We start from the raw sequence: 10,469 nt of genomic DNA, 5'->3' as shown, positions 1-10,469 counted from the left end.
CCGCGACGCCGCGCGAGCCGCCCCTGCGCCCGCGGCGGCGGCGAGGGCGACCCGCAGCAGGCCGCGGGCTCGGGTCACGGGGCGTCCGCGGGCAGCGGCGGCAGCACGCTGGTGGCACCGACCCCCGTGCCGTAGCTGCCGGACTGCCCCGACATCTGCTGGCGCATGGCGAACACGACGGCCACCCGGCCCATCGCGAGCTCGACGTCGTCGACGGACGAGACCTTGGACGCCGCGTCGCGGTCGGTGCGCAGGGCGCCGAGGACGCCGATCGGCTCGGTGCTGGCGGTCGGTCCGGTGACCACCGCGCCGCTGCTCGCGTCGTCCAGCGCCGTGAAGGTCGTGCGCCAGGTGGCCAGGGTCGCGTCGCGCGCGTCGTCCGTGGCCTTGGTGTCGGGCGCGGGCGCGACGGCGAGCACGAGCGAGGACAGCTGCGGCGTGCCGCTGACCTGGATCAGCCCGGCCTCGCGCAGGCCCGAGACGGCCTGCTCGCTCTGGGACGTCGTCCGGTCGGCGTCCGAGACGTTGCTGACGACGAGCGCGCGGGCCAGCAGCGCCCCCATGCGGTCGTTGACCGGCGAGCCGGCGTCGGCCGGCGAGCCGACGAGGGGGCCGAGGTTCGAGCTGAGCTGGTCGCGGAAGGTGACCTTGCCCGGGTCGGGGTCGGCCCACGCGGCGGTGAGCTTGACGCGGGCGTTCACCTTCGCGCCCGAGCTCTGCAGGGTCTTGGTCAGGGCGTCGACCACCGAGGAGTCGGCACCGGGCAGCTGCAGGACGGCGACCGAGCGACCGCCGAGGCGCGACCCCACGAGGTCACCCGTGACGGCGGAGGCGAACTCGTCGGCGGCGTCGACCTTGTGCTGCTGGGTGTCGAGCTGGCTGCGCAGGTCGGCCTTGTCGGCGCGCAGCTGGGAGACCTGGTTGGTCAGGGTCTGGCCGAGCTGCTGCTGGAGCGGGCCCGCGCCGAGCACGATCCCCACCGCGAGCGCGAGGAAGATCGAGACGATCGAGACGAGGTGGTACCGGAAGTCGATCACGTCAGAGCAGTCCTCGGATCCAGGAGATGAGGTCGTCCCACTGCGCGCCGCCGAGGCCGAGCGCGGCCTGGCCGGCGGGCGTCACGGACATCGCGACGAACAGCGCGAGCAGGCCGCAGACCAGCAGCAGCACCACCTGCCAGGTCGAGATGCGCGAGCGGTAGAGCCGGCTCACGCCCTTGGCGTCGATGAGCTTGCCGCCCACGCGCAGCCGGGTGAGGAAGGTGCTGGCCATGCCGGCCCGGCCCTTGTCGAGGAACTCGACGAGGGTGGCGTGGGTGCCGACGGCGACGATCAGCTCGGCGCCCTTGTCGTCGGCGAGCAGCATGGCGACGTCCTCGCTGGTGCCGGTGGCGGGGAAGACGACGGGCGTGACGCCCAGGGCCTCGACCCGCTCGGCGCCGGGGGCGCGGCCGTCGCGGTAGGCGTGGACGACGATCTCGGCCCCGCTCGCGAGCGCCTTGTCGGACACCGAGTCCATGTCGCCGACGATGAGGTGCAGCGGGAGCCCGGCGTCGAGCACGGCGTCGGCGCCGCCGTCGACCCCGATGATGATCGGCTTGTACTCGCGCACGTAGTGCCGCAGCGTCTGCAGGTCCTGCTTGTAGTGGTAGCCGCGGACGACGACGAGCACGTGCCGCCCGTCGAGCTCGGTGGTGATGTCGGGGACGCCCACGCCGTCGAGCAGCAGCTCGCGCTCCTTGCGCAGGAACTCCATGGTGTTGGCGGCGAAGGCCTCGAGCTGGACGGCGAGCCCGGCCCGGGCCTCCTCCATCGCCTCGGCGACGGACTCGTCGGTCTGCCGCACGCCCTTGGCGACCAGGTCGTCGCCGAGGTAGACCTCGTCGTCGTGCACGCGCACGCGGTCGCCCTCGGCGACGGCCACCATGACCTCGCGCCCGACACCGTCGACCAGCGGCACGCCGGCCGCCAGCAGGATCTCGGGGCCGAGGTTGGGGTAGCGGCCGCTCGTGCTCTGGGCCGCGTTGACGACCGCACCGGGTCGGCGGGCCACCAGGGCCTCGGCGGCCACGGTGTCGATGTCGAGGTGGTCGATCACCGCGACGTCACCGGGCTGCAGCCGCTTGGTGAGGTTCTTGGTGCGCGAGTCGACCCGGGCCACGCCGACCACACCCTTCGCCGACGGCTGGTGGGTGCGAGAGCGCAGGGAGGGACGTCGCATCGCGTCCATCCTCCCACGTCAGGGGCCGCGGACCGGTCAGGCGGAAGGCGTGCGGGACGTGATCCCCGCGACCTCCGCCGCGGCGCTCTCGCGCAGCTCCTGGGCGTGCGCGCGGGCGGTGCCGGAGTCCTCCTGGCCGGCCAGCATGCGGGCCAGCTCGGCCACGCGCTCGCCGTCGTCCAGCGCGCGGACGCCGCTCTCGGTGACCGCTCCGTCGTCGGCCTTGACCACCAGCAGGTGGCGGTCGGCGTAGGCCGCGACCTGCGGCAGATGGGTCACGACGACGACCTGGGACGAGCGCGCGAGCCGGGCCAGCCGCCGTCCGATCTCGACCGCGGCCCGCCCCCCGACGCCGGCGTCGACCTCGTCGAACACGAACGTCGGCACCGGGTCGGCGCCGGCCAGCACGACCTCGAGCCCGAGCATGACGCGCGACAGCTCGCCGCCGGAGGCACCCTTGCTCACCGGCCGCAGCGGCGCACCGTTGTGGGGGGCGAGCAGCAGCTCGACGTCGTCGGCGCCGTGCGCGGCCACCGCCACCCGGCGGGTGCCGTCGGACAGCTCGACGTCCAGCCCGTCGGGGTCGTCGCGCTGGGTCAGCGCCACCTCGAGCCGGGCCTGCGGCATGGCGAGCTGGGCCAGCTCGTCCGTGACCAGTGCGCCCAGCCGTCCGGCCGCCTCGGCGCGGCTGCGGTGCAGGCGCCCGGCCAGGTCGGCCAGCTGCGCGCGCAGCGCGTCGCGCCGCTCGCGCAGGGCGTCCACCCGGCCCTCGTCGTCGTCGAGGTCGAGCAACCGTCGCGAGGCCTGCTGCGACCAGGCCAGCACGGCGTCGATCCCGCCCTCGTCGTCCGCGGCGTACTTGCGCACCAGCGCGCCCAGCACCGACCGGCGTTCCTGGACGACGCCCAGCCGGGCCGGGTCGGACTCGATCCCCGCGGCGTAGGAGGCCAGGTCGGCGGCCAGGTCGGCCAGCAGGTAGCCGAGCTCGCCGAGGCGGCTCTCGACCTCGGCCAGCGCCGGGTCGTGGTCGCGCACCGGGTCGATCGCCCGGCGGGCCGCGGCGACCAGGCCGACCGCGTCGGCGCTCTCGCCGCCCGTGCCCTCGGACTGCAGCGCCGCGTGCGCGAGCTCGGCGGCGGCGCGCAACCCGTCGGCGTGGGCGAGGCGGGCGTCCTCGTCGCGCAGCGCCTGGTCCTCACCGGGCTGCGGGTCGGCGGCCTCGACCTCCTGCAGACCGTGGCGCAGCAGGTCCGCCTCCTGCGCGCGCTCGCGCGCGTGGGTGGTGACGTCGTCCAGCTCGCGCTCGACCTCGCGCAGCGCGGCGTGGGCCGCGGCGTGCTCGGCCAGCAGGTCGTCGTGCCCGGCGAACCGGTCGAGCGCGTGTCGCTGGCGCGCTGGCTGCAGCAGCCGCAGCTGGTCGGACTGCCCGTGCACCGTGACCAGCTCGGTGGCCAGCTCGGCCAGCACGCCGACCGGCACCGACCGGCCGCCCGCGTGGGCCCGCGAGCGCCCAGCGGCGGTGACCGTGCGGGCCAGCAGCAGGACGTCGTCGTCCAGCTCGGCGCCGGCGTCCTGGGCGGCGTGCGCGACGGACCCGGCGGGGTCGACCACGACCCGGCCCTCGACCACCGCGTGGTCCGAGCCGGTGCGGACCGCGCCGGCGTCGGCGCGGCCGCCGAGGAGCAGACCGAGCCCGGTGACCACCATCGTCTTGCCGGCGCCGGTCTCGCCGGTGACGACCGTCAGGCCTGGGTCGAGCTCGAGCACGGCGTCGGTGATGACGCCGAGCCCGCGGATCCGCATCTCCTCCAGCACGCGGACAGCCTAGGAGGAGCGGCCCGGCTGACCGCGCCAGCCGTCCACCGGCAGGCGGAACTTGCCGACGAGCCGGTCGGTGAAGGGCCCGGAGGTGAGCCGGGCCAGGCGCACCGGGGTGTCGGCGCGCCGGGCCTCGATCCGCGACCCGGGCACGAGCCCGTAGCGACGGCGGCCGTCGCACCACAGCACCCCGGTGCCCTCGGTGTCGGCCAGCACCTCGACGGCCAGCCGGGACGACGGCCCCACCACGAGCGGGCGGGCGAACAGCGCGTGGGCCGAGATCGGCACGAGCAGCAGCGCCTCGACCTCGGGCCAGACGACGGGACCGCCCGCGCTGAAGGCGTACGCGGTGGAGCCGGTGGGGGTGGCCATGACGACGCCGTCGCAGCCGACGGTCGACAGCGGCCGGTCGTCGACCTCGATGACGACCTCGAGCATGCGCTCGCGCGCGGCCTTCTCGACCGTGGCCTCGTTCAGCGCCCAGCAGCGGTGGATCACCTCGTCGTCGCGGCGCACCGTGATGTCGAGGGTGAGGCGCTCCTCGACGGTGTAGTCGCGGGCGACGACGCGCTGCACGGTCTCGCTGAGGTTCTCGCGCTCGATCTCGGCCAGGAAGCCGACGTGGCCGAGGTTGACGCCCAGCAGCGGGACGTCGGTGCCGTGCACGATCTCGGCGCCGCGCAGGATCGTGCCGTCGCCTCCCAGCACCACGACCAGCTCGCAGTCGCGGGCCAGGTGGTCGGCGTCGGCGACCGCGATGCCGTCGACGTGCTCCTGCAGCGCGTGCAGCTCGCCGGCCTCGTCGGGCAGCGCAGCCACCTGGACGCCCGCGGCGATCAGCCCGGACGAGACCTCGACGGCGGCCTGCAGCGCCTCCGGGCGACCGGTGTGGGTCACGAGCAGGACGCGGCGGGTCACGGGGGTCCTTCCTGGACGGCTCGCCGGACGACGGCGGGCAGGTCGGCCGCGGCGAGCACCGGGCGCCCGACCCGCTCCCCCGCGGACAGCCACACGAAGTACTCGACGTTGCCGCTCGGCCCGGGCCAGCGGCTGGCCCGGACGTCGTGCACGAGCAGCCCCGCCGCCAGCCCGGCCTGCGCGACCGCCTCGACGGCGGTGGCCCGCAGGGCCGGGTCGCGGACGACGCCGCCCTGGCCGAGCCTCTCACGTCCGACCTCGAACTGCGGCTTGGCCATCAGCAGCAGGTCGCCGCCCGGGGCGACGAGCCGCACCAGGTCGGCCATCACCACCTGCAGCGAGATGAAGGACAGGTCGGCGACGAGCAGGTCGACCGCGCCGCCGACCTCGGCCGGGTCGAGCCCGCGCACCGTCGTCCCGCTGCGGTCGTGGACGCGCGGGTCGGCGCGCAGCGGCGCGGCCAGCTGGTCGTGGCCCACGTCGACCGCGTGCACCTCGGCGGCACCGCGCTCCAGCAGCACCTGGGTGAAGCCGCCGGTGCTGGCGCCGGCGTCCAGGCAGCGACGCCCGTCGACCGGCGGGGCGGCGCCGGCGGCCGCGAGGTCGTCGAGCACGCCGGCCAGCTTGAGCGCGCCGCGGCCCACGTAGTCCGGGGTCTCGCCGGCGCTCACGGTGATGTCGCTGGTCGGCTCGACCTGGCGCGAACCCTTGACGACCGGGCGGCCGTCGACCTGCACCCGGCCGTCGCGCAGCATCTCGTCGGCCTGACCGCGCGAGCGGGCCAGCCCGCGGCGGACGAGCTCGGCGTCCAGGCGCGCGCTCACCGCGCGCCCCCGGGCGGCGTCATCCCTCGAGGTCGGCGAGCCGGTCCTGCAGCGCGCGGTGGGCGCCCACGTAGGTCTCGACCTGGTCGGCCGGGGGCTCGTCCTGGACGGCGGCCAGCTGCGCGAGCGCCTCGTCGACCTGCTGGTCGCCGGTGTGCGGCAGCTCGGGGACGACGGCGCGCGGCGGCTCGTGCTGCTGGGGCTGGTCCGGCTGGTCCGGCTGGTCCGGCTGGTCCGGCTGGCCCGGCTGGTCCGGCTGCTCCGGCTGCTCGGGCTGCTCCGGCGCGGTGCCCTCGTCGACCAGCTGCGCGACGCGACCGTCGTCGGTGGGGACGACGTCCTCGACGTCGTCGAAGGGTCCCTGCGGGGTGGCGGCGTCCTCGGCGGCCAGCTGGGCCACCGGTTCGACGTCGGGCTGGTGGTCGTGCTCGCTCATGCGCTGGTCCCGGAGCTCGTCGTCTTCTTCGCGGTCGACTTCTTCGCCGTCGACTTCTTCGCGGTGGTCTTCTTGGCCGCCGTCTTCTTCGCGGTGGTCTTCTTGGCTGCGCTCTTCTTCGCGGCCGACTTCTTGGCAGCCGTCTTCTTCGCCGCGGCCTTCTGGGCGGGACGTCGGGGGGCAGCCTCGGCCGCGGCGTCGCGCCGGGACAGCTCGCGCTCGAGCTCGACCACGCGGGCGCGGCTGGAGGCCAGGGCGGCCTCGAGCTCGGCCGACCCGGCGAGGCCGAGGCGGGTCACGACGGTCTCGACCTCGGTGCGCACCAGCTCGAGCAGCAGCGCGCGGTTCTGCCGGCTGGCCTGCACCAGCTCGTCCGCGAGCGAGCTCGCCTGCTGCTGGAGGCTCTCGGCCCCGGCGGTCGCCACCGGCAGCACCCCGGACACCGGCGTGGCGTCGACCAGCTGCCGGGCGACCTCGAGGGCCTTCTGGCGGGTCAGCTGGGTCACCCCGCTCGCCACCTGCAGGTAGCCCTTGAGCATGTCGATCACGACGGCCTCCTCCGGGTCGACGCGCTCGCGCCGACGCGCCGGACAGGCTACCGGTCCCACCCGCGCGGCGAGGTCCACGGTCGCACCGCGGCCCGCACCTGCTCGCGGAGATCCCGGTCGCCGCCGCCCGGGTCGCCGTCGTCCGACCGCTGCCACCAGGCGGCGCAGGCCACCCGCAGCGCCGCGAGGGCGTCGTCGTCCGACGCCTGCGGACCCTTGATCTCTAGCCGCTCGTCGTCGTCACCGCCCACCCATCGGGCGGTCGTCGCGCCCTCGCGCCAGCCGTCGCCGTCCGGTGCCGGCGCCGCGTGGGCCCGCAGCAGCCCGTCCAGGTCGGCCGCCACGTACGAGGGACGCCGGTCCGGCCCAGCCGCGAGCAGGTCCGCCACGCCGCTGACGCCCGTGAGCACGAGCAGACCAGGCAGGTCGGCCGCCCGCGCACCGGCGAGGTCGGTGTCGAGCCGGTCCCCCACGACGAGCGCTCGCCGCGCGCCGGTGCGCTGCACGGCCTCGTCCACCAGCGGCCGGTAGGGCTTGCCGGCCACCTGCGGCTCGACCCCGGTCGTTCGGCGCACGACCTCCACGAACGCGCCGTTGCCCGGCGCGGGTCCGCGCGGGGTCGGGAGCGTCGCGTCGAGGTTGGTCGCCACCCAGGGCAGGCCCGCGCGCACCGCCACGCAGGCCTCGAGCAGGGTCTGCCAGCTGGTCTCCGGCGAGAACCCCTGCACGACCGCGACCGGTCCGTCGTCCGCGGTGGCGACGGGCTGCAGCCCGACCGCCTCCAGCGCCGCCGTCAGCCCCTCCGCGCCGACCGCCAGCACGCGTGACCCGGCGGGCAGCTGGGCCCGCAGCATCGACGCCGCCGCCTGCGAGCTGGTCACGACGTCGTCCGGCTCGGCGGCCACGCCCAGCGTGCTCAGGTGCTCGGCGACGCGCTGCGGCGTGCGGGCGGCGTTGTTGGTGACGAAGGCCACCCGCAGACCGCGCTCGCGCACGGCGCTCACCGCGTCGACCGCACCGGGCACGGCGTGCTCGCCCACGTAGACGACGCCGTCGAGGTCGAGCAGCACCGCGTCGTGGTCGTCGACCAGCGGCCCCGTGCTCGCCCGCCACGCGGGCGTCGCCGCCGGCTCGCTCACGGCGTGCCGTCCGCCGCGGCGGCGTCCTTGCGCGCTTGCAGCGTGGCCCGCGCCTGGCGGAGCCGGTCGGTGTACTCGTGGCGGTCGGGGCGCATGGCCGAGGCCATCGCCAGGTGCTCGACGCCGCGCTCGAACCGGTCGAGCCGGGTCAGCGACAGGCCGAGCGCGAAGTGGCCGTAGTGGGAGTCGGGGGCCAGCTCGACCAGCCGGCCGAAGGCCTCGGCCGCACGGTGGAAGCGTCCTGCGTCGTAGCTGGCGCGCCCCAGCGCCTCCCACCCGCTGGCAGAGCGCGAGTCCGCTTCGACGGTGCGCTCGAGCAGGACCGCGGCCGCCGCGGCGTCGCCGCGCTCGAGCAGCTCGACCCCGCGCTGCCACCACTCGTACGGGCCGCCGTCGGGAGGTCTGCTCACGGCCCCACGGTACGACGCCGCTCACCGCGCCGCCCGTGCGGTGCGCGCGGTGAGCACCTCGACCTCGTAGCGGCTCGACGGCCCGGACGGCGTGCGCCAGAACCGCCGCCGCAGGCTGCCCGTCACCTCGACGACCGTCGCCGGCGGCCAGCCCAGCGCCCGCTTGCGCAGGTGCGGCTTCCAGAGCGCGCAGTCGACGGTGTCGACCCCGCCGTCGACGCGCGGCACCACCACCCGGCCGGTCACCACGACGTCCCCGGACGGCAGCTCGCGCTCGTCCCCGCCCTGCCACCGGCCGACGAGGCGCACCTCGTTGACCGCCGGCGCCTCGTCGTCCGAGGTCTTCGCCCGTGGTGCCGTCGTGCGTCCTGCCATGCGTCCTCCCGCTCGCCGTGGCCGGCGTGCGCCGACGGGTCGAGCCTCGCGGCGGGGCGCCGCCGGACGGAACCCAGCGCCGAGCGGTTGTGGACGACGGGACTCAGACGGAGGGCTGTGGACCGTCCGTCGGCGCACCAGCGCTCTCGTCCACATCGTCCTCGTGGTCGTCCTCGTCGTCGTCGAGGTCGATGAAGGCCAGGCCCTGCAGCTCGGCCAGCCGCTCGTCGGCCTCGGTGACGCCGTCCAGGTCGCTGTCGGAGGCCTGCGCGAACCAGCCGAGGGCCTCCTCGTCGCGCCCGGCGGCGAGCAGCGCCTCGGCGTACGCGTACCGCAGGCGCGGGGTGAACGCGTGCGTGTCGGGTGCGGTCAGCTCGGGGATCTGCAGGCTGACCACGGCGGCCGGGGCCTGGCCCAGGTCCAGCCGGGCGCCGGACACCACGATCGCCAGCTCGACCCGCTCGGCCGTCGACAGCGTCCCGGCCTCCGGGGACGCCGCCAGCTCGAGCGCGCGCTCGGGCCGGCCCAGGCCGCGCTCGGCGTCAGCCATCAACGGCAGCTGGTGCGACGAGCCGCTCATCCGCCGGGCGGCTCGCAGCTCGGCGAGGGCCTCGGCCCACAGCCCGGCGTGGTACGCCGTGACCCCCACGGCCTCGCGGACGACGGCTACGCGGCCCGCGCGCCGCTGGGCGGCCATCGCGTGGGCGTAAGCGGTCTCGGGGTCGTCGGCGAGCAGCCGGCCGGCCATCACCAGGTGGCGCGCGACCATCTCGGCGTTGGCCTTGGACAGCGAGCGGAGCTGGGCGCGCACGGGACGCTCGAGCTCGGCGCCGCTGACGTCGTCCGGCAGGGCGGGCTCGTCCGGGCCGGCCCGACGGGGACCGAGCAGCCGCACGGGCTCGTCGGTCCCGCGCGTCGGACGACCGCGGTCGCTCGCCCGCGGCGCACCCGCGCCAGGGCCACCTGCGGCATCCCTGCGCGGAGCACCGTCCCGGCGGGGACCGGCCTGCTGGCGCGGAGCACCGTCGCGACGCGGAGCACCGTCGCGACGAGGACCGCCCTCGCGACGAGGACCGCCCTCGCGACGAGAACCGCCCTCGCGGCGAGGACCACCCTCGCGACGAGAACCACCCTGCTGGCGCGGCCGGCTCGACCCGCTGCCGACCGGGCGCGCCCCCTCGCGGCGGGGCCGGCGCTGGTCGTCCGGTCGCTGGGACCGCTCGGGTCGCTCGTCGTCGCTCATGGTGCGGGGTCCTCCATCGAGGTCGGGGCAGCAGCAGCGTAGGCGGGCAAAACGAAGACGCCCACCCGGGTGACCCGGGTGGGCGTCTCGAAAGAATGTCCGGCGGCGTCCTACTCTCCCACGAGGTCCCCCTCGCAGTACCATCGGCGCAATTGGGCTTAGCTTCCGGGTTCGGAATGGAGCCGGGCGTTTCCCCAATGCTATGGCCGCCGAAACTCTATAGAGATGTCACAGTCGTCTCCGACCGCATCTCGGGAACCGCACAGTGGACGCGTAGCATCTTTGTATCAAGTTATCGGCTTATTAGTACCGGTCAGCTGCATGCATTACTGCACTTCCACATCCGGCCTATCAACCCAGTAGTCTAGCTGGGAGCCTCTCGGGGAACACCCCATGGAAACCTCATCTTGAAGCGTGCTTCCCGCTTAGATGCTTTCAGCGGTTATCACTTCCGAACGTAGCTAATCAGCGGTGCTCCTGGCGGAACAACTGACACACCAGAGGTTCGTCCATCCCGGTCCTCTCGTACTAGGGATAG

General features: G+C 75.4%; 11 protein-coding genes and 2 rRNA genes. All 13 read right to left on the bottom strand.

From position 1 onward, the window contains the following. Positions 1-74: 74 nt before the first annotated feature. Positions 75-1,037 carry a copper transporter gene (locus ACYVJ4_RS10345; RefSeq protein ID WP_460460045.1) on the bottom strand — a complete coding sequence of 321 codons (963 nt, stop codon included), beginning with the start codon at positions 1,035-1,037 and terminating at the stop codon, positions 75-77. Between the two features lies 1 nt (position 1,038). Further along, on the bottom strand, positions 1,039-2,220 hold the full coding sequence (gene steA / locus ACYVJ4_RS10340) for a putative cytokinetic ring protein SteA (RefSeq protein ID WP_460460044.1): 1,182 nt from the start codon (positions 2,218-2,220) through the stop codon (positions 1,039-1,041). A gap of 36 nt (positions 2,221-2,256) precedes the next feature. Next, entirely contained in the window at positions 2,257-4,023 is a 1,767-nt protein-coding gene (gene recN / locus ACYVJ4_RS10335; RefSeq protein WP_460460047.1) for a DNA repair protein RecN, read from the bottom strand. A gap of 21 nt (positions 4,024-4,044) precedes the next feature. Beyond that, positions 4,045-4,956, bottom strand: coding sequence for an NAD kinase (locus ACYVJ4_RS10330; RefSeq protein WP_460460043.1), 912 nt, complete (start codon positions 4,954-4,956; stop codon positions 4,045-4,047). Continuing rightward, on the bottom strand, positions 4,953-5,780 hold the full coding sequence (locus tag ACYVJ4_RS10325; RefSeq protein WP_460460042.1) for a TlyA family RNA methyltransferase: 828 nt from the start codon (positions 5,778-5,780) through the stop codon (positions 4,953-4,955). The genes ACYVJ4_RS10330 and ACYVJ4_RS10325 overlap by 4 nt, the downstream gene beginning before the upstream one ends. A 19-nt stretch (positions 5,781-5,799) precedes the next feature. Then, the gene (locus tag ACYVJ4_RS10320) at positions 5,800-6,216 is read right to left on the bottom strand and encodes a hypothetical protein (RefSeq protein WP_460460041.1); all 417 of its coding nucleotides are present in this window, start codon (positions 6,214-6,216) and stop codon (positions 5,800-5,802) included. Next, positions 6,213-6,755, bottom strand: coding sequence for a phasin family protein (locus ACYVJ4_RS10315; protein WP_460460046.1), 543 nt, complete (start codon positions 6,753-6,755; stop codon positions 6,213-6,215). Before ACYVJ4_RS10315 ends, ACYVJ4_RS10320 begins: the two co-directional genes overlap by 4 nt. A 56-nt stretch (positions 6,756-6,811) precedes the next feature. Continuing rightward, entirely contained in the window at positions 6,812-7,903 is a 1,092-nt protein-coding gene (locus tag ACYVJ4_RS10310) for an HAD-IIA family hydrolase (protein WP_460460040.1), read from the bottom strand. Next, on the bottom strand, positions 7,900-8,313 hold the full coding sequence (locus ACYVJ4_RS10305) for a tetratricopeptide repeat protein (protein ID WP_460460039.1): 414 nt from the start codon (positions 8,311-8,313) through the stop codon (positions 7,900-7,902). Before ACYVJ4_RS10305 ends, ACYVJ4_RS10310 begins: the two co-directional genes overlap by 4 nt. Positions 8,314-8,334: 21 nt before the next feature. After that, positions 8,335-8,688 (bottom strand): single-stranded DNA-binding protein, encoded by a 354-nt coding sequence (locus ACYVJ4_RS10300; protein WP_460460038.1) that lies wholly within the window; start codon positions 8,686-8,688, stop codon positions 8,335-8,337. Positions 8,689-8,791: 103 nt separating this feature from the next. Then, the gene (locus ACYVJ4_RS10295; RefSeq protein ID WP_460460037.1) at positions 8,792-9,931 is read right to left on the bottom strand and encodes a hypothetical protein; all 1,140 of its coding nucleotides are present in this window, start codon (positions 9,929-9,931) and stop codon (positions 8,792-8,794) included. 97 nt (positions 9,932-10,028) lie between these two features. After that, positions 10,029-10,145, bottom strand: a 5S ribosomal RNA gene (gene rrf, locus ACYVJ4_RS10290). 69 nt (positions 10,146-10,214) lie between these two features. Continuing rightward, a 23S ribosomal RNA gene (locus ACYVJ4_RS10285) occupies positions 10,215-10,469 on the bottom strand; the annotation flags it as partial.

This window comes from Angustibacter peucedani (genome assembly GCF_054779595.1).
Note: the sequence above shows the minus strand (reverse complement) of the source record. Positions and strands in the feature narration are given on the sequence as shown.